Below are 16591 nucleotides of genomic sequence, written 5' to 3' on the forward strand. Positions count from 1 at the left end.
GCAACGGCCGCCGCCCGCGCACCTGCTACCCTTTTCGTCCCCCCTGCCGCTTTCGCCCGCCGCCATGAGCCGACTCCGCATCTTCGCCGACACCACTCCCGACGCGCCGCTGTTCGACAGCCGCGATGGCGACGCGATCGCCGCCGAACTGCGCAAGATCGGCGTCACCTTCGAGCGCTGGCAGGCCAACCAGCCGATCGAGGCCGGCGCCACGCCGGAGGCGGTGATGGCCGCCTACAAAACCGACATCGACCGCCTGGTCGCCGCCAACGGCTTCAAGACCGTGGACGTGGTCAGCATCGCGCCGGACAACCCGCAGCGGGAGGAGATGCGCAAGAAGTTCCTCGACGAGCACTTCCACAAGGAAGACGAGGTGCGCTTCTTCGTCGCCGGCTCCGGCCTGTTCACCCTGCACGTGGACGGCAAGGTCTACGAGATCGAGTGCGTGCAGAACGACCTGATCGCCGTGCCCGACGGCACCCACCACTGGTTCGACATGGGGCCGGAGCCGCGCTTCGTCGCGATCCGCTTCTTCACCGAGCCCGATGGCTGGGTCGGCCACTTCACCGGCACCGACATCGCCCAGCGCTTCCCGCGCTACGAGGCGAAGCTGCGCGGCGAGGCGCACTGAGCGATGACCGAGCCGCGCATCGTTCTCACCGACATCGAAGGCACCACCAGCAGCATCTCCTTCGTCAAGGACGTGCTGTTCCCGTACGCGCGCCGCGCCCTGCCCGGCTTCGTGCGCGAGTACGGCCAGCAGCCGCAGGTGCGGCACTGGCTGGACGCGGTGGCCGCCGAATGCGGCGGCATCTGCACCGATGCGGTGATCGTGGAGACGTTGCAGGGCTGGATCGACGAGGACCGCAAGCACACCGCGCTGAAGGCGCTGCAGGGCATGATCTGGGAAGCCGGCTACCGCGATGCCGACTTCACCGCGCATATCTATCCCGACGCCGCGCCGGCGCTGCGCCGCTGGCACGACCAGGGCCGTGCGCTGTACGTGTACTCGTCCGGCTCGGTGCCGGCGCAGAAGCTGTTCTTCGGCCACAGCGACGCCGGCGACCTGCGCGGGCTGTTCTCCGGCTGGTTCGATACCGAGATCGGCGGCAAGCGCGAGCAGCCCAGCTATGCGCGCATCGCCGAGGCGATCGGGGTGGCGCCGGCGCAGATCGTGTTCCTGTCCGACGTGGTCGCCGAACTGGATGCGGCCCGCGCCGCCGGCCTGGACACGGTGCTGATCGACCGCCGCGACGATTACCCGCAACCGCGCCAGGGCGAGGCCTGCAACGGCCACCGCCGCGCGGAGAGCTTCGCCGACCTGGGCTTCTGAGCCCGCGCATGCGCAGGCCCATCGCTGCCTTGATCGCCGCCCTGGCGGCGTTGCGGCGGCCGCGCGCCGTGCTGCGCGGCCGGCTGCTTTCTGCCGCGCTGTTGGCGCTGGCCCTGCCCGCCTGCCACTCCGATGCCGGTGCCATACCGGCCGGCGCGGCCGATACCGCCCAGGACGAAGCGGCGCAGGACCCGGTCGACCAGGCGCAGCTGAGTCGGGCGCTGGCGGCGCTGCAGCCGCAGCGCCCGGGCATCCCCGACCTGTACGTGGTCGGCTTCGCCGGCGACGCCAGCGAGGACGTGTTCCGCAACGAAGTGCTGTACCTGCGCCAGTTGTTCGCGCAGCGCTTCGGCGCCGCCGGCCGTATCGCCACCCTGATCAACCACGGCGACAATCTCGGCGCGCACGCCTACGCGCCGCAGGCCTCGTACGACAACCTGGCCGATACGCTGGACCGCGTCGGCAAGCTGATGAACCCGCGCGAGGACGCGCTGCTGCTGTTCCTGACCAGCCACGGCACCGACCAGCACGAGCTGTATCTGCAGTTCGGTCCCGGCGAGGATGCCGAGTACGACACCATCACCCCGCAGGAACTGCGCCGCCTGCTCGACGACGCCGGCATCCGCAACCGCATCATCGTGATCTCGGCCTGCTACTCCGGCGGCTTCGTGCCCGCGCTGAAGACCGCCGACACCCTGGTGATCACCGCCGCGCGCCGCGACCGGCCCTCGTTCGGCTGCGGCAACACCGCCAGCGCAACCTATTTCGGCCGTGCCTGGCTGATCGACGCGCTGGCGCGCACCACCGATTTCGTCGAAAGCTATCGCCTGGCCAGTGCCGAGATCAGCGCACGCGAACAGGGCGAAGGCGAGGCGCCGTCGTATCCGCAACTCTACGTGGGCGCGCGCATCGGCCCATGGCTGCAGCACTGGCGCGCGCAGTTGCCGAACGCCGCGGCGCCACCCTATCCGTATCCGGAACCCGATGCGGACGACGCGGCGCATGCGCCGGATGCGGCAGATGGCGAGCAGACTGGCGAGCGTGGTGCAGCGGCCACGCCCGCCGCGCCGATCCGCGCGCAGGACCCGGCACCGCCGACGAAGCGCACGCCCGCGCGGTGATGCAACCGCGCAGGACGCGGGATCGACTGCATGCGACGCTCGTGCGCGCACTCTCGCTTTTGCCGGCCGATCCTGCTCTCGCTCACGTAGGCCCGAATCCCTGCAGCAGGCCGGAAAGATGAGAGTGATTCGCGTTCGATCGCGCCGCGTGCGCGCTCGCTAGAATGCCTCCCGCAGCAAGCCCGCCGCGTTTCGCCAGCCAGCTGCGCCCCCGATCCAACCGCCCGCCAGCCTTCGCTCGCCAGCCAGGATCATTCGGTTCGTCGGCCTCCTTCGTGGAGGTTTTTTCGTTTCTGGGGTCTGCTTGGCGCGTGTGGAGCGCGAGCGTCTTGGTCTTGCGGAGGATGACGCGCGGCCACCTCACTGCGCTTGTCGCGGCTGGCGCCGCTCCTACATGGGTCCGAGGCTGCGAGGCGCTGATCGGCGCACTGTGGGAGGGACTTCAGTCCCGACGCCTGAAACGCATGGCCGCCTAGAACCCTGTCGCGGCAGTGACGGTAATCGCGCATGCAGCATCACTGCACGCGCTTCTGCCGACCACCGCCTACCGCCGCAATCCCATCACGGGCTCGCGTCCTGCAAGCGGTAGCTGCCGCTGGCACGCTGCTCGCCGCGCCAGCGGTCGAACGCACGGACCTCGATGCGGTGCGCGCCCACGCTCAGATCAGTCGGCAAGGCGCCGCGCCACAGATGCTGCGAGGGAATCGCTTCCGGCGAGCGGTCGTAACCGCGCAGCGCATCGGCGGCATCGTCGCGCGCATTCTCGGCGAGCAGCGCCGGGTCGGGCTGTTCGACACGCTGCATCGGCTTCCAGGCGCCCTCGTCCACGCGGTACTCGACGCGGCTGTCGGCCTCGCCCATGTACACGTTCGCGTACACGCCCCAGGCCGGATAGGCGCCGCGGCGCAACACCTTCGGCGCATGCAGGCCGATCTGGACGTCGTCGGCGGCACGGGCGGCGTGGTAGGCCAGCGCGTAACCGCCGTCGCGGCGCACGGTCAGCAGCGCGTAGCCGTTCGGGGTGCCGTCGGCCATCGTCGCGGCGGGAATGCCGTCGGCATCCTTGACCCCGGACCAGAACGCGCCGCAGGCCGCGCCGACGTTGTACTCGTGCAGCGGTTGCGCGCCGTGCCAGCCCTCGTCGGCACCATGATCGTAGTGGCGCTGGGTATGACTGTGGCCGCTGAGCACCAGCACGTGCGGAAACGCCTGCAGCAACGCGAACAGCCGCGCGCGGTCGGCGTGGCGGAAGGTCTCCTTGCCCGGCGCGGCGTCGAACAACGGGATGTGCAGGCCCAGCACCACCAGCCGGTCCTTGGGCACGCTGGCCAGGTAGGCCTGCAGGAACGCGAACTGGTCCGCGCGCAGGCCGCCGATGTACTTGGGCTGCTGCTGCGGCTGGTAGACCACGTCGTCCAGGAACACGAAGCTGGCGCCGCCCTCCTCCACCGCGTAGGTGTCGGGACCGTAGACCGCGCGCCAGCTCGACAGCGAATCGACGTCGTCGCTCGCGTCGAAGTTGAGGTCGTGGTTGCCCGGCACGTGGAACCACGGCACGCCGAGCTTGGCGGTTTCCGCATTCAGCGCCGGATACAGCGACAGGTCGTCGCTGACCACGTCGCCCAGGGTGGTGCCGATGCGCGCACGGGTCCTGCCGCGCAACGGCGCGACGATGTCGCGAGCGTAGTAGCCGACATCGGTCATCGATGCGGTCTGGGTATCGGCGAACACCAGCACCTCGGTGCTGTCGGCCTTGGACTGCGCACGCAACGCGAAATCCCAGTGGTCGGTGGCGCCGCTAGTCGGCGCGATGCCCGGGTACTTGAGCGTGGGCGAGCCGGCCGGCGCGTAGTGTCGCCAGTAGTCCGGCAGGCCGTTGCCGGCGCTGGCGAAGCTGTAACCGTCCGGCTTGATCACGAACACCGTGCGGCCGGGCTCCACCTGCAGGCGGTAGCGGCCCTGCGCATCGGTGCGGACGATGTGCACGCCGTCGGACACCTGCACGCCGGCGATGCCGGTATCGCCCGGGCCGCGGCCCGGCGCGTTGTCGCGTTCCTGGTAGACGCTGCCGCTGATTGTCGCGGTCTGCGCCACGGCGGGCGCGGCGGCAGCCAACAGGCAGGCGAGGACGACGGTGCGCAGCATGCGGAACATCCGGGGAAGCCGAGGGTCCCCCGATTGTAGCCAGCTACGCCGACGCGGCGGTGACCGCGCCGGACAGGCTCAGCGGTGCCGCGCTTCCAGCACCGCCACCGCATCGGCCAGGCCGAGGCCGCGCGCGCGCAGCAGCACCGTCAGGTGGTAGAGCAGATCGGCGGACTCGCCGAGCAGTTCGTCGTCGCCCTGGGCGACGCCGGCCAGCGCGGTCTCCACGCCCTCCTCGCCCACCTTCTGCGCGATGCGCCGCGTGCCCTTCTCGAACAGCTGCGTGGTGTAGCTGCCGGCGGGCCGCTCGCGCTCGCGCTGCGCGACCAGGCGATCGAGCGCGCCCAGGAACTGGCCCGGCGCCTGCGGGAAGCAGCTGTCGCGGCCGAGGTGGCAGGTCGGCCCGTGCGGATGCGCCAGCACCAGCAGGGTGTCGCGATCGCAGTCGGTGTCGATCGCCACCACCTGCAGGACATGGCCGGAGCTTTCGCCCTTGGTCCACAGGCGCTGCTTGCTGCGGCTGTAGAAGGTGACCTGGCCGCTGCGGCGCGTGGCCGCCAGCGCCTCCTGGTTCATGTAGCCCAGCATCAGCACGCGCAAGGTGGCGGCGTCCTGCACCACCACCGGCAGCAGGCCGTCGCCCTTGCCCCAGTCCAGCGCCGCGTCCGCGACGTCCGCGTCGTGGGAGTGTTCATGCGCCATCGCGCACCTCGATCTGTCGTTGGCGCAGGAAGCGCTTGAGTTCGGGAATGGGAATCGCGCCACTGTGGAAGACGCTGGCGGCCAGGGCCCCGTCGACATCGGCGCGCTCGAACACGTCGGCGAAGTGCTGCATCTCGCCGGCGCCGCCGGAGGCGACCAGCGGCACCTTGCATAGGGCGCGCACCTCGTGCAGCTGGGCGATGTCGTAGCCGCGGCGCACGCCGTCGCTGTCCATGCAGTTGAGCACGATCTCGCCGGCGCCCAGGCGCTGCGCCTCCACCACCCAGTCCAGGGTGCGCACGCGCAGCGCCTGGGTCTTGCTCGGGTCGCCGGTGAAGCGGCGCACGCGCCACTGGCCGTCGTCCTCGCGGATCGAATCGATGCCGACCACCACGCACTGCACGCCGAACGCCTCGGCCAGCTCGGCGATCAGTGCCGGCCGCTCCAGCGCCGGCGAATTGATCGAAATCTTGTCGGCGCCGGCATGCAGCACCGCGCGCGCGGTGGCGACGTCGCGGATGCCGCCGGCCACGCAGAACGGGATGTCCAGCAACCGCGCCACCTTCTCGACCCAGGCGTAGTCCACCGAGCGCCCTTCCGGGCTGGCGCCGATGTCGTAGAACACCAGTTCGTCGGCGCCCTGGTCGCGGTAGCGCAGCGCCAGCTCGGCGATGTCGCCCATGTCCACGTGGTCGCGGAACTTGACGCCCTTGACCACGCGCCCCTCGCGCACGTCCAGGCACGGGATGATGCGCCGGCTCAGCATGCCAGCGCCTCGTCCAGGCGCAGGCGCCCTTCCAGCAGCGCCTTGCCGAGCACCGCACCGGCGCAGCCGGCCTCGCGCGCGCCGCGCACGTCGGCGGCGTCGCGGATGCCGCCGGAGGCCTGCACCGCCAGCGCCGGCGCGAGTTGCCGCAGGTGCGCGTACAGCGTCAGGTTCGGCCCGGACAGCATGCCGTCGCGGGCGATGTCGGTGCACAGCAGATGGACCAGCCCGGCGGCGGCGTACTCGCCGGCCAGCGCATCCAGGCTCAGCGACGAGGTCTCGGTCCAGCCGTGCACCGGCAAGCGCCAAACCCCGTGCGCATCCTGGCGGCTGTCCAGCGCCACGGTGATGCGCTCGGGGCCGAATTCACCCAGCCACTCCAGCACCGACTCGCGGTCGCGCACCGCCAGCGAGCCGATCACCACGCGGCTGGCGCCGGCCTCGAGCAGGCGTTGCACGTCGGCGCGCGAGCGCACGCCGCCGCCGGTCTGCACCTGCAGTCCGGTCTCGCTGCGGATGCGCTGCAGCAGCGGCGCCAGGGTGTAGCCGCCGGCGCGGGCCGCGTCCAGGTCGACCAGGTGCATCCACTGCGCACCGGCCTCGGCGAAGGCCTGCGCGCGGCGCAGTGGGTCGTCGCCGTAGTGGGTCTCGCGGGCGTAGTCGCCCTGCGCCAGCCGCACCACGCGGCCGTCGCGGATGTCCAGGGCGGGATAGACGACGAAGCTCATGGGAAATCGGTCTCGAGGAAGTTGCGCAGGATGCGCGCGCCGGTGTCGGCCGAGCGCTCGGGATGGAATTGCGCGCCGCAGCGGCGGCCATGCTGCACCACCGCGGTGAACAGGCCGCCATGGTCGCAGGCGGCGACGGTGTCGGCGGTGACCGGCGCGGCGTAGCCATGCACGAAGTAGGCGCTGGCGCGGTCGGGCACGCCCGCCAGCAGCGGCGACGGCTGCAGCGGCAGCAGCCGGTTCCAGCCCATGTGCGGCACGCGGATGCCCAGCGCCGGCGGCATGCGCCGGACCACGCCGGTCAGCAGGCCCAGGCAGTCGACATCGCCTTCCTCGGAATGCTCGAACAGCAACTGCATGCCCAGGCAGATGCCGATCAGCGGTACCTGTAGCGCGCGCAGTGGCTCGATCAGACCTTGCTCGCGGAGCCGCGCCATCGCGTGCGGCGCGGCGCCGACACCGGGCAATATCACCCGGTCCGCGCCTTGCAGCCCGTCGGCGTCGCGCACCAGCCGGGCTTCCACGCCGAGCCGTTCGAGCGCGTAGCGCACCGAACCGAGGTTGGCGCCGCCTGCATCGATCAGGGCGACATCGCTCATCGCACGCTCCCTACGAAACCCGCGCGCATCACAGCACGCCCTTGGTCGAGGGCAGCGCTGCGCCCTCGCGGCGCAGCGCCTGGCGCAGGGCGCGCGCCAGCGCCTTGAAGCAGGCCTCGACCTTGTGGTGGTCGTTGTCGCCGCGCACGCTCAGGTGCAGGTTCAGCCCGGCCGCGTCGCACAGCGAGCGGAAGAAATGCGGCACCAGTTCGGTGGGCATGTCGCCGACCCGCTCGCGCTTAAACTCGCCTTCGAACACGAAGTACGGGCGCCCGCTGAAGTCCAGCGCGGCGCTGGCCAGGGTCTCGTCCATCGGCAGGGTGAAGCCGTAGCGGCCGATCCCGCGCTTGTCGCCCAGCGCCTGGCGCAGCGCCTGGCCCAGGGCCAGGCCGGTGTCCTCGATGGTGTGGTGCTCGTCGATGTGCAGGTCGCCCTCGGCGCGCACGTCCAGGGCGAAGCCGCCGTGCTTGCCGATCTGTTCCAGCATGTGGTCGAAGAACGGCAGGCCGGTGGCGCAATGCGGGTCGCGCGCCAGGTCCAGGTCGAGTTCCACTGCGATGCGGGTTTCCTTGGTGTCGCGCTGTACCCGCGCACGCCGCGGCGCATCGGCCAGCTCGTGGGCGATGCCGGCCCAGTCCCACTCGCCGCCGAACTGCGCGGTGCGCAACTGGAAGCCGCGGATGCGCAGGTTCTCGGCGAACTGGATGTCGGTCGCGCGGTCGCCGACCATCGCCGAGCGCGTCCAGTCGATGCTGCGGTCCTGCAGGTACGGCAGCATCAGGCCGATGCCGGGCTTGCGCGTGGGCGCATTGTCGGCCGGCCAGCTGCGGTCGACCAGCACCTCGCGGAACACGATGCCCTGGCTGGCGAAGATCTGCAGCATCAGGTCGTTGGGGCCGTCGAAGGCGGCCTGCGGGTAGGCCTCGCTGCCCAGGCCGTCCTGGTTGGTGACGATGACGAACTGGTAACCGGCGTCGCGCAGCCTGAGCATGGCCGGGATCACGCCCTGCACGAAGCGCAGCTTCTCGTAGGCGTCGATCTGGAAATCGGCCGGCTCCTCGATCAGGGTGCCGTCGCGGTCCACGAACAGGATCGGGGTCATGCCGCCGCCCTCCAGGCCTGCAGCGCGCCGAGCACGCGCTGGTTCTGCGCCGGCGTGCCCAGGGTGATGCGCAGCGCATCGCCAAGCCCCGGCGCGGCGCGCTGGTCGCGCACCACCACCCCGGCCGCCAGCAGCGCCTGGAACGCGCCCTCGGCGTCGTCGAAGCGCAACAGCAGGAAATTGCCCTGCGACGGATACACCTGGCGCACGCCCGGCAACGCCGCCAACGCCGCCTGCATGCGCGTACGCTCGGCGCGCACCTCCTGCACCCGTGCCGCGGTCTGCCGCAGCGGCTCGGGCTGCAGCGCGGCCAGCGCCAGTTGCGTGCACGGCGCCGGGATCGGATACGGCGCCTGGCAGCGCCGCAGCACCGCGATCAGCGCCCGGTCGGCGATCACGCAGCCGATCCGCGCCGCCGCCAGCGCATGCGCCTTGGACAGGGTGCGCAGCACCGCCAGATTGGCGTGACGCGCCAGCAAGGTGGTGGCAGAAGCTTCGTCGGAGAACTCGCCATAGGCTTCGTCCACCACCAGCACCGCGCGTCCGTGCAAGCGCTCGGCGGCGCGGGCGATGTCGGCCAGGGCGATCGCCGCACCGCCGGGGTTGCCCGGCGAACACAGGAACACCAGCTTGGCCATCTGGCTCAGCGCGGCATCCACCACGGCATCCACGTCGGTGAGCAGGCCGTCGGCCGTGTCGCGCAGCGGCACCTCGACCACGCGTGCGTTCTGCAGCCGCGCGCATACCGCGTACATGCCGAACACCGGCGGGGTGATGACGATGGCGTCGCGACCCGGCTCGCACAGGGCGCGCAACAACAGGTCGATGGCCTCGTCGCTGCCGCGACCGAGCAGCAGCTGCTCCGGGGCGCAGGCGTACAGCGCGGCCAGCGCCGCGCGCAGCGCCGGCGGTTGCGGATCGGGGTAGCGGCGATTGCCGGCGTCGCCGTCGGCGGCGTTGGCCCAGGCCGATTCGTTGGCGTTGAGCCAGACCTCCCCCTGCAGCGTGCTGCTGCGCGCAGACGAGTAGCCGGCGAACTCGCGCAGGTCCGGGCGTACCAGCGCCAGTACGGCGCGTGCGTCGGAAGCCGCGTTCATGCGGCCTTCCCCATGCGCAGCGCCACCGCGTTGGCATGCGCATCCAGGCCCTCGGCGCGCGCCATCAGCACCGCGCAGCCGCCGATCGTGGCGATGCCGGCGGCACTGGCGCTCTGCACGCTGACGAAATTCTGGAAGCTGGCCACGCTCACCCCGCTGTAGGCGCGCGCGGCGCCGCTGGTCGGCAGCACGTGGTTGGTGCCGCTGCAATAGTCGCCCAGCGCCTCGGGGGTGTAGTCGCCGAGGAACACCGAGCCGGCCGCCTCGACCCGGTCCAGCCAGTCGCGCGGCGCACGCAGCGCCAGGATCAGGTGTTCCGGGGCGTAACGGTTGCTGATGGCGAACGCCTCCTCCAGGGTGTCGACGCGGATCAGCCGCGACGCGGCCAGCGCCTGCCGGGCGATCGCCGCGCGCGGCAGCGTCGCCAGTTGCCGCTCCAGTTCGTTCTCGACCTCGCCGATCAGCGCGGCGCTGTCGGACAGCAGCAGCACCTGCGAGTCGGGGCCGTGTTCGGCCTGCGACAGCAGGTCGGCGGCGACGAAGGCGGCATCGGCACCGGCATCGGCGATCACCAGCACCTCGGACGGACCGGCCGGCATGTCGATCGCCGCCGCGCCGGCCTGCGCCACCTGTTGCTTGGCCTCGGTGACGTAGCTGTTGCCCGGGCCGAACAGCTTGTCGCAGGACGGCACGCTGTCGGTGCCGAAGCCCATCGCGGCGATCGCCTGGGCGCCGCCGAGCTTGAACACCCGGTCCACCCCGCACAGCGTCGCCGCGACCAGCACCGCCGGATCGGCCGAGCCGTCGGCGCGTGGCGGCGTGCACAGCACCACCTCGCGGCAGCCGGCCAGCGCCGCCGGCACGCACAGCATCAGCGCGGTCGAAGGCAGCGGTGCGCTGCCGGCCGGCACATACAGGCCGACCCGGCCGATCGGCCGCACCACGCGTTCGCAGACCACGCCCGGCGCGGTCTCGACCGCGTACGGCTGGGCCATGCCGGCACGGTGGAAGGTATCGATCCGCGCCGCCGCCTCGGCCATCGCCGCGCGCAACGGCGCCGGCACCGCCGCCTCGGCCGCGGCGAATTCCTCGGCGCTGACCTCGAAGGTTTCCAGCACCACGCCGTCGAAACGCGCGGTGAGTTCGCGCAGCGCGCTGTCGCCGCGGCTGCGCACGTCCTCCAGCACCTGCGCCACCGCGCTGCGGGTCTGGTCGGCGACGCGCTGCACCGGCCGGGTCAACGCCTGGGTGCGCTCCTGCGCGTCGAGCGCGCTCCACTCCAATCGATTCATGCCAGCGACCGCTCCACCGTCAATACCATCAGGCCTTGCGCGCCCGCGCGCTCCAGTTCCTCCATGCGCTGCCAGGTGATCGCCCCGTGGCACATGGTCTGCAGTTGCAGCGGGCCATCGGCGTCGCCGGGCAGTTGCACCAGCGGTTCGGCATCGGGCAGCAGCCGCGCCAGGTCGGCGACGCGCTCGCGCGCGGCGCGGAACATCAGCAGCTTGCTGTCGCGCAGCTTGAGTACGCCGTCGAGCCGGCGCAGCAGCATCGCCGCCAGGCCGGCGCGGGCGTCGGCCGGTTCGCGTACCGGACCGGCCAGCACCGCCTCGCTCTCCAGCAGCGTCTCCACCGGCTTGAGCTGGTTGGCGGCCAGCGTGGCGCCGCTGGAGACCAGATCGCAGATCAGGTCGGCAGTGCCCAGGCGCGGCGCGATTTCCACCGAGCCGGACAGTTCCACCACCTGCGCGGCGATGCCACGCGCGTCGAGCCAGTCGGCCAGCACGGCCGGATAGCTGGTGGCGATGCGCAGCCCCTGCACCTGCTGCGGCCCGCTCCACTCCCAGCTCTCCGGCACCGCCAGCATCAGCCGGCATTGCCCGAAGTTCAGCCCGCGCAGGGCGCGATAGGCCTCGGGCAGGCCATTGCGGCGACGCTCGCCGGCCTGCTCGTCCAGTTCGTTGCGGCCGACGATGCCGAAATCGCACACGCCGTCGGCGATCAGGCCGGGAATGTCGTCGTCGCGTACCAGCAACAGGTCCACCGGCAAGGACTCGCCGTAGCAGAACAGCTTGTCGCGGCTCTCGCGCCAGCTCAGCCCGCAGGCGGCCAGCACTGCACGGGCCGGCTCGGCCAGGCGGCCGCTCTTCTGGATCGCGATACGCAGCCGGTCGCGGGCCGGTGCTGCCAGGGAAGCACTCATCAGGACATCTCAGTGGGAATCGGAGGGGCGCGCCGTCTGCCGGCGCAGCGCCGCGGCATAGCCGCCGGCGCCGTATTCCAGGGTCCGCGCGACACGGCCGATGGTGGTGACGCTGACCTGGGTCAGGTCGTGGATCTCGCGGTACGGCACGCCCTTGAGCAGCAGCGGCACCACCCGCCAGCGGTCCGCCATCGCCTCCAGCTCGGCCGGCGTGCACAGGTCCTGCAGGAACGCCGCCACTTCCTGCGGCTTGCCGAGCTGGGCCAGGGTGCGCGCCAACGCCTTGAACGAGGCGTCGCTATCGCGGTCTGCTGCAGGGGCGGGACGTTGTTTCATTGCGCTAATGTAATAGCACGCTATTACAAGGTCAAGTTTGTGCGACCCACAGCGCACTGGCGTTCAGCCGACAGGCGATCGCCGGCACCCTGCCACCGGCGCGCCCTGGCCCGCCTGCTTTCGCGGAATCCGCCGGGCGCGGCGGCTGGAAGGACCGCCCGGCGACCGCTAGGATCGGCAACGACCACCACTGCTGGAGCGCCGGATGCGCCGCACGTGCTTTGCCGCCCTCGCCCTGTGCCTGGCGACGTCCGCACTTGCGCAACCGGCACCACCGCCAGTTCCCGTCCCGTCGGACGCGGCCAGCGACAGCGCGGTCGCGGCGGAATCCCTGCCGATCCGCTCCCCCACCCAGCTCCAGGCTTACCTGCGAACGCACGCCGGCCAGCCCACGCCGCTGGACGCACTCGCACCCGGCGCCCGCGAACGCTTTCTGGACGGTCTGGTGTTCGGCCGCAACGGCCTGGGCGGATTCGATACGCAGGATCTGCCGCAACTGACCCGCGCACAGGGCCGCGCACTGCTGGCGTTGTTCGGCGTGGAGCGCTACGCCGAGACCCTGTCGCACTGGGCGGCGCAACCGCGCGCCCACAATCCCGCAGCCATGATCGGCGACCTGGAGCGTCGCTACAACCAGTACAACCGGGAGTTCGACAACCAGCACCGCGCACAGCGCGATCCCTGGCCAACACTGCGCAGCGCCTTGCCCGAAGCGTTCGATCCAGCCGCCATTGCACAACTGGACGACGCCGCGCTGGACCTGCTGTACCGGGCCGTGGTCGCGACCTATGCGCTGCGACCCACCTCCGCGGGACTGGACGCGCAACTGCAGTTGCTGGCGCGGTTGCGCCAGCGCGGCCAGGCCACTGCCACGCAGTTGGAAGCCGCCGGCAATGCGCTGTTGCTGGCACACCGCGTGGAGGACGCCCGCCAGCTACTGGCCGCAGGCGGCAGTGCGCAGTGGCCGCACTGGCTACGCATCGACGATCCCTTGGGCACGCGCGCGCACGGACCGACGCTGTGGTCGCTGGACACCGATGGCCGCACCCTGCGCCGGCAACGGATTGATCTGCGCCTGACCCAGCTCCTGATCACCGCCGGCTGCCACTTCGCGACCGACGCCGCGCGCGCCATCGCCGCTGACCCCGAACTGGGCCCGGCGTTCCGCCGCCATGCGCTGTGGCTGACCCTGCCGCCCGGCAACGAGGACCTGGACGCACTGCACGCCTGGAACCGCACGCATCCACAGACCCCACTGCACCCGCTCTACGACGTGCAGGAATGGCCACTGCTGCCGCGCGAGTGGCGCATGCCGACCTTCCTTCTGGTGCGCGACGGCAAGGTCATCGCGCAATTGCAGGGATGGCCGGCGGACGATGGCGCGCAGCGCAGCGCGCTGAAGGCGATGCTGCGGGGTGCTGGGCTGTTGCAGGATCGGCCCTAGCCGCGAGCGGACCTCGGCGGAAATGCCCGTGCGCGACTGATGCGCCCCCACTCGGTCCCGCTTGCCGTGACCTGGCGAGCCACGCTGCAGCCCGTGCAGGAGCGGCTTCAGGGCACCTCCAGTAACTTCGGGACGCGGTCCGGTAGGGGTCCTGTAGGAGCGGCTTCAGCCGCGACAGGCGTTCCCGGTAATGCGTCGCGGCCGAAGCCGCTCCTACGCAGGTCATTTCATTCCAGGCGAGACGCCCAGCCCTTGCGGTGAAGCGCGCGGCCCATCGCGAAACTGGACGTTGCGGGAGGACCGTCAGTCCCAACGCATGTGCCGCTGGAGGATGACCCCAGCCACACCTGCAAGCGCCCCACAGCGCGGGCCACGGCGGGAGTGGCCGATCCGCTCCTGTTGCAGAGCCACCCTGGCGCGCCAACGGCGCTCTCCGGTGGCGACTAAAAATGGCATCACCAATCACAGCGCGTTCGCGCGTCCGATGCGCTCGTGATGCGGCGGCCAATGCAGGCCGCCGCCATCCGTTCAGGCCATGACCTTGGCCTGCTCCAGTTCCACCTGCAGCGTGCTGGCCAGTTCGTCGCGGGCGACCTCGAACTGCTGCTCGCGCAGCAGGTCCTTGACCGCCACCACCCCGCGCGCCAGTTCGTCGTCGCCGGCCAGCACCACGAAGCGGATGCCGGCGCGGGCAGCGTACTGGAACTGCTTGCCGATCTTCTTCGGCTCCATCTGCACTTCGGTGTTGATGCCGCCGGCGCGCAGGCGCCGCGCGATGTCCAGCGCGTCGTCCAGCTTGGCCTCGTCCATCAGCGCCACCATCGCCTGCACGCTGCTGGAGGCGATACCGTCGATCAGCCCGGCCTCGCGCAACTGCCAGAACAGCCGGGTCAGGCCGATGGAGATGCCCACGCCGGGCAGCTTGGACTTGCTGTAGTGGCTGGCCAGGTCCTCGTAGCGGCCGCCCGAGCAGATCGAGCCGATCTGCGGATAGTGCGTCAGCAGCGTCTCGTAGACGGTGCCGGTGTAGTAGTCCAGGCCGCGGGCGATGGAGAAATTCAGGCAGTACGCGGTCTCCGGCACGCCCAGCGCCTTGACCAGGGCCAGTACTTCGCGCAATTCGGCCACGCCTTCGCGCAGGATCGCGCTGGACGCGGCATCGGCCTCCAGCGCCTGCAGCCGCGCCAGCGCATCGTCATGGCCGCTGGAGCGCACCGCGACGAAGTCGAGGATGCGCTGCACCTGTTCGGCGGGAATGCCGAAACCCTCGCCGGTCAGCGTCTCGCGCACGTAGTCGGCGCCGCGCTTGTCCAGCTTGTCGACCTCGCGCAGCACCGCGAGCTGGCGCTCGCCCTCGGCCACGCCCAGGCTCTCGAAGAAGCCGCGCATCAGCTTGCGGTTGTTCAACTGCACGGCGAAATCGCCGATACCCAGTTCGGCGAACACCGCGTGGATCACCGCCAGCACTTCGGCGTCGTAGCGGATGCTCAGCGCGTCCTTGCCGATCACGTCGATGTCGCACTGGTAGAACTCGCGGAAGCGGCCGCGCTGGGCGCGTTCGCCGCGGTACACGCGCTGCATCTGGTAGCGGCGGAACGGGAAGCTCAGTTCGTGCTCGTGCTCGGCCACGTAGCGGGCCAGCGGCACGGTCAGGTCGAAGCGCAGCGCCAGCTCCGGCAATCCGCCCTCGCCGCCCTCGGCCGCAGCATTGGCCAGCGCGCCGGTGGACTGCACGAAGTACACCTGGCGCTCGGTCTCGCCGCCGGACTTGGTCAGCAGCACGTCGGACAACTCGAACACCGGCGTCTCCACCGGCAGAAACCCGAACCGCTCGTAATTGCGGCGGATGACGTCCAGCATGCGCTGGAACGCGATCTGCTCGCGCGGCAGCAATTCCATGATGCCGGGCGGCGTACGGGGCTTGATCACGAGCGGAACTCCTGCGATTCGGGGGCGAGCGGGACGCCAATTCTAGCCGCACCGGCCACGCCCGGCCGCATCGGCGTATCATTCGCCGGTGCCGACGCCGCTGCCACGCCCATGAACAGGCCACCTTCCGGGTTCGCCTTGCCCTATGCCGAAGCGGACGTCCCGCGCGCGCCGCGCGGCAGTGACTGCCTGCATTGCGCGGTCCGCCACCTGGCGATCTGCTCGGCGCTGGCCTGCGACGAGGTGCAGGCGCTGGAACGGGCCACGACCTCGCAGACCTACCCCGCGGGTGCCACCCTGGCGCGCACGGGCGAGGTGCGGCAGGCGGTCTATACCGTCACCGCCGGCGCGCTGCGCCTGGTCCGCACCCTCGCCGACGGGCGCCGCCAGGTGGCCGGCTTCGTGCTGCCCGGCGACTACGTGGGCCTGAGCGAATCGGCCAGGCACCGCCACGACATCGAAGCCATCGCCGACAGCCGGGTGTGCCGGGTGCCGGTGACGCAGATGCAGCAGTTGCGCAGCCAGTTCCCGCACCTGGAGCGCAAGCTGCTGCAGCGCGCCTGCCTGGAACTGGACGCGGCACAGGACGCGGCGCTGGCGCTGGCACGGCTGCAGCCGGCGGAGAAACTGGCCGACTTCCTGCTGAAGCTGGCCGCGCGCGCGGCGCGCCAGGGCGATGCCGGCAACAAGGTGGTGCTGCCGATGGGCCGCGGCGACATCGCCGACCATCTCGGCCTGACCATGGAGACGGTCAGCCGCACCTTCACCAAGCTGCGCCAGCAGGGCCTGATCGCGCTGCCGCAACTGCACGTGGTGGAGATCCGCGACTTCGCCGCGCTGCACCGGCTGGCGTCGGACGAAGACTGAGCGGACCGGCCCGGCGATTTTTTCGCCAATCCCCGTCGCATGCCGCCGCCACGGGGCGCGCAGGCACTTATCCACAGGATTCCAGGGCAATGCTCCACACCGCATGTGGACAACCTGGCCATGCCGGCTGCCGACAGCGGCTGGCGGCTGGCGGCTGGCGGCTTGCGTGCCGTCGAGGGCAGCGCTGCGGCGACGCCAGCGCTGAACGCTTCAGCCGGC

16 protein-coding genes are annotated in these 16591 nt (G+C 71.1%); 5 read left to right on the forward strand and 11 right to left on the reverse strand.

What is annotated here, in order from left to right:
• The first annotated feature begins 64 nt into the window (after positions 1–64).
• From NKJ47_RS12025 to NKJ47_RS12035, 3 genes are read left to right on the forward strand one after another with little or no spacing between them, the layout of a single operon-like run.
• A complete protein-coding gene (locus tag NKJ47_RS12025) occupies positions 65–631 on the forward strand; it encodes a 1,2-dihydroxy-3-keto-5-methylthiopentene dioxygenase (protein WP_254458131.1) in 567 nt (188 codons plus the stop codon).
• A gap of 3 nt (positions 632–634) precedes the next feature.
• Positions 635–1333 carry an acireductone synthase gene (gene mtnC / locus NKJ47_RS12030; RefSeq protein WP_254458132.1) on the forward strand — a complete coding sequence of 233 codons (699 nt, stop codon included), beginning with the start codon at positions 635–637 and terminating at the stop codon, positions 1331–1333.
• 8 nt (positions 1334–1341) lie between these two features.
• Positions 1342–2454: a C13 family peptidase gene (locus NKJ47_RS12035; RefSeq protein ID WP_254458133.1), complete on the forward strand. Its 1113-nt coding sequence runs from the start codon at positions 1342–1344 to the stop codon at positions 2452–2454.
• 561 nt (positions 2455–3015) lie between these two features.
• On the opposite strand, the gene NKJ47_RS12040 is transcribed toward NKJ47_RS12035, so the two are convergent.
• From NKJ47_RS12040 to NKJ47_RS12085, 10 genes are all read right to left on the reverse strand, one after another.
• Positions 3016–4608: a calcineurin-like phosphoesterase C-terminal domain-containing protein gene (locus tag NKJ47_RS12040; protein WP_254458134.1), complete on the reverse strand. Its 1593-nt coding sequence runs from the start codon at positions 4606–4608 to the stop codon at positions 3016–3018.
• A 69-nt stretch (positions 4609–4677) separates the two neighbouring features.
• On the reverse strand, positions 4678–5301 hold the full coding sequence (gene hisIE / locus NKJ47_RS12045) for a bifunctional phosphoribosyl-AMP cyclohydrolase/phosphoribosyl-ATP diphosphatase HisIE (protein ID WP_254458135.1): 624 nt from the start codon (positions 5299–5301) through the stop codon (positions 4678–4680).
• Positions 5291–6067, reverse strand: coding sequence for an imidazole glycerol phosphate synthase subunit HisF (gene hisF / locus NKJ47_RS12050; protein ID WP_209029142.1), 777 nt, complete (start codon positions 6065–6067; stop codon positions 5291–5293). Before hisF ends, hisIE begins: the two co-directional genes overlap by 11 nt.
• A complete protein-coding gene (hisA, locus tag NKJ47_RS12055) occupies positions 6061–6795 on the reverse strand; it encodes a 1-(5-phosphoribosyl)-5-[(5-phosphoribosylamino)methylideneamino]imidazole-4-carboxamide isomerase (RefSeq protein WP_254458136.1) in 735 nt (244 codons plus the stop codon). Before hisA ends, hisF begins: the two co-directional genes overlap by 7 nt.
• Positions 6792–7394: an imidazole glycerol phosphate synthase subunit HisH gene (hisH, locus tag NKJ47_RS12060; protein WP_254458137.1), complete on the reverse strand. Its 603-nt coding sequence runs from the start codon at positions 7392–7394 to the stop codon at positions 6792–6794. Before hisH ends, hisA begins: the two co-directional genes overlap by 4 nt.
• A 28-nt stretch (positions 7395–7422) precedes the next feature.
• Positions 7423–8496, reverse strand: coding sequence for a bifunctional histidinol-phosphatase/imidazoleglycerol-phosphate dehydratase HisB (gene hisB / locus NKJ47_RS12065; RefSeq protein ID WP_254458138.1), 1074 nt, complete (start codon positions 8494–8496; stop codon positions 7423–7425).
• Entirely contained in the window at positions 8493–9593 is a 1101-nt protein-coding gene (gene hisC, locus NKJ47_RS12070) for a histidinol-phosphate transaminase (protein WP_254458139.1), read from the reverse strand. Before hisC ends, hisB begins: the two co-directional genes overlap by 4 nt.
• The gene (gene hisD / locus NKJ47_RS12075) at positions 9590–10885 is read right to left on the reverse strand and encodes a histidinol dehydrogenase (protein ID WP_254458140.1); all 1296 of its coding nucleotides are present in this window, start codon (positions 10883–10885) and stop codon (positions 9590–9592) included. Before hisD ends, hisC begins: the two co-directional genes overlap by 4 nt.
• Positions 10882–11796 (reverse strand): ATP phosphoribosyltransferase, encoded by a 915-nt coding sequence (hisG, locus tag NKJ47_RS12080; protein ID WP_010340765.1) that lies wholly within the window; start codon positions 11794–11796, stop codon positions 10882–10884. The genes hisD and hisG overlap by 4 nt, the downstream gene beginning before the upstream one ends.
• Before the next feature lie 9 nt (positions 11797–11805).
• On the reverse strand, positions 11806–12132 hold the full coding sequence (locus NKJ47_RS12085) for a YerC/YecD family TrpR-related protein (RefSeq protein WP_017912242.1): 327 nt from the start codon (positions 12130–12132) through the stop codon (positions 11806–11808).
• Between the two features lie 205 nt (positions 12133–12337).
• Here NKJ47_RS12085 and NKJ47_RS12090 point away from each other — a divergent pair, with 205 nt between their 5' ends.
• A complete protein-coding gene (locus tag NKJ47_RS12090; protein ID WP_254458141.1) occupies positions 12338–13576 on the forward strand; it encodes a hypothetical protein in 1239 nt (412 codons plus the stop codon).
• A 528-nt stretch (positions 13577–14104) separates the two neighbouring features.
• Here NKJ47_RS12090 and hisS read toward each other — a convergent pair.
• On the reverse strand, positions 14105–15505 hold the full coding sequence (hisS, locus tag NKJ47_RS12095) for a histidine--tRNA ligase (protein ID WP_254458142.1): 1401 nt from the start codon (positions 15503–15505) through the stop codon (positions 14105–14107).
• 111 nt (positions 15506–15616) lie between these two features.
• Here hisS and NKJ47_RS12100 point away from each other — a divergent pair, with 111 nt between their 5' ends.
• Positions 15617–16372 carry a Crp/Fnr family transcriptional regulator gene (locus NKJ47_RS12100; RefSeq protein WP_254458143.1) on the forward strand — a complete coding sequence of 252 codons (756 nt, stop codon included), beginning with the start codon at positions 15617–15619 and terminating at the stop codon, positions 16370–16372.
• The last annotated feature ends 219 nt before the right edge of the window (positions 16373–16591 follow it).

The organism is Xanthomonas sacchari (genome assembly GCF_024266585.1).
GTDB lineage: Bacteria > Pseudomonadota > Gammaproteobacteria > Xanthomonadales > Xanthomonadaceae > Xanthomonas_A > Xanthomonas_A sacchari_C.

Bases quoted from the DNA above. Each gene is read 5' to 3' on its own strand.
- NKJ47_RS12025 (WP_254458131.1), top strand. From the start codon at position 65: ATGAGCCGACTCCGCATCTTCGCCGACACCACTCCCGACGCGCCGCTG.
- mtnC (WP_254458132.1), top strand. From the start codon at position 635: ATGACCGAGCCGCGCATCGTTCTCACCGACATCGAAGGCACCACCAGC.
- NKJ47_RS12035 (WP_254458133.1), top strand. From the start codon at position 1,342: ATGCGCAGGCCCATCGCTGCCTTGATCGCCGCCCTGGCGGCGTTGCGG.
- NKJ47_RS12040 (WP_254458134.1), bottom strand. From the start codon at position 4,608: ATGTTCCGCATGCTGCGCACCGTCGTCCTCGCCTGCCTGTTGGCTGCC.
- hisIE (WP_254458135.1), bottom strand. From the start codon at position 5,301: ATGGCGCATGAACACTCCCACGACGCGGACGTCGCGGACGCGGCGCTG.
- hisF (WP_209029142.1), bottom strand. From the start codon at position 6,067: ATGCTGAGCCGGCGCATCATCCCGTGCCTGGACGTGCGCGAGGGGCGC.
- hisA (WP_254458136.1), bottom strand. From the start codon at position 6,795: ATGAGCTTCGTCGTCTATCCCGCCCTGGACATCCGCGACGGCCGCGTG.
- hisH (WP_254458137.1), bottom strand. From the start codon at position 7,394: ATGAGCGATGTCGCCCTGATCGATGCAGGCGGCGCCAACCTCGGTTCG.
- hisB (WP_254458138.1), bottom strand. From the start codon at position 8,496: ATGACCCCGATCCTGTTCGTGGACCGCGACGGCACCCTGATCGAGGAG.
- hisC (WP_254458139.1), bottom strand. From the start codon at position 9,593: ATGAACGCGGCTTCCGACGCACGCGCCGTACTGGCGCTGGTACGCCCG.
- hisD (WP_254458140.1), bottom strand. From the start codon at position 10,885: ATGAATCGATTGGAGTGGAGCGCGCTCGACGCGCAGGAGCGCACCCAG.
- hisG (WP_010340765.1), bottom strand. From the start codon at position 11,796: ATGAGTGCTTCCCTGGCAGCACCGGCCCGCGACCGGCTGCGTATCGCG.
- NKJ47_RS12085 (WP_017912242.1), bottom strand. From the start codon at position 12,132: ATGAAACAACGTCCCGCCCCTGCAGCAGACCGCGATAGCGACGCCTCG.
- NKJ47_RS12090 (WP_254458141.1), top strand. From the start codon at position 12,338: ATGCGCCGCACGTGCTTTGCCGCCCTCGCCCTGTGCCTGGCGACGTCC.
- NKJ47_RS12100 (WP_254458143.1), top strand. From the start codon at position 15,617: ATGAACAGGCCACCTTCCGGGTTCGCCTTGCCCTATGCCGAAGCGGAC.